This is a genomic window from Pseudomonas sp. EA_65y_Pfl1_P113, from assembly GCF_963970525.1.
GTDB classification, from domain to species: domain Bacteria; phylum Pseudomonadota; class Gammaproteobacteria; order Pseudomonadales; family Pseudomonadaceae; genus Aquipseudomonas; species Aquipseudomonas tritici.
The window spans coordinates 1-489 of the sequence record NZ_CAXAQM010000434.1; the positions used below are offsets into that span (position 1 = coordinate 1).

General features: G+C 65.2%; 2 protein-coding genes. One reads left to right on the top strand and one right to left on the bottom strand.

What is annotated here, in order from left to right; genetic code table 11:
- The coding region (locus AACY52_RS30435) for a hypothetical protein (RefSeq protein ID WP_339561402.1) at positions 1–259 on the bottom strand (259 nt) is incomplete at its 3' end.
- Between AACY52_RS30435 and AACY52_RS30440 the strand changes: the two genes are divergently transcribed.
- Positions 251–489, top strand: a 239-nt coding sequence (locus AACY52_RS30440) for a ferritin-like domain-containing protein (protein ID WP_339561403.1), incomplete at its 3' end; no start/stop codon positions are given. The two genes, AACY52_RS30435 and AACY52_RS30440, sit on opposite strands and share 9 nt — an antisense overlap.

Genomic DNA, 489 nt, shown 5'->3' on the forward strand with positions numbered 1-489 from the left:
AGAAGTTCGGTCCTGTCAGGGTAAAGACGATAGCGGCATGGCCGTCGGCGTTCACCCCCAGGGCGGGATAGATCAGGTGCGAGCTGTCGGGTCCGGCGATGTAGCCCTGAGACGCAATCCCGGCAGACGGACCGTGGGCCGTATTGGCTACGTTGAGGACGAACCAGGCTACTGCATCGCGCACCGGGGTGCCGTTGCCGACCGAGGCAGTATCCAGGGCCAACCACAGCTGACCATTGCGGTACATCACTTGCTGCATGCGCTGATCGCCACCATCCAGGCACTGGGCGGCAAGCCCGTGGCCGAGAAAAGCCTGAACGACTATGCCCAGGCCCTGCAGGCGGCCACGCTGAAGACCCAGGCCGATGTGCTGCAGCTCGCGGCCCGTCTCGAACTGGGTGCAGTCAACGCCTACCTCGGCGTGATCCCGGCCTTCACCGACACCGCGCTGTCCAAGGTGGCGGCGCGGCTGGCCGCTGACGAAACGAT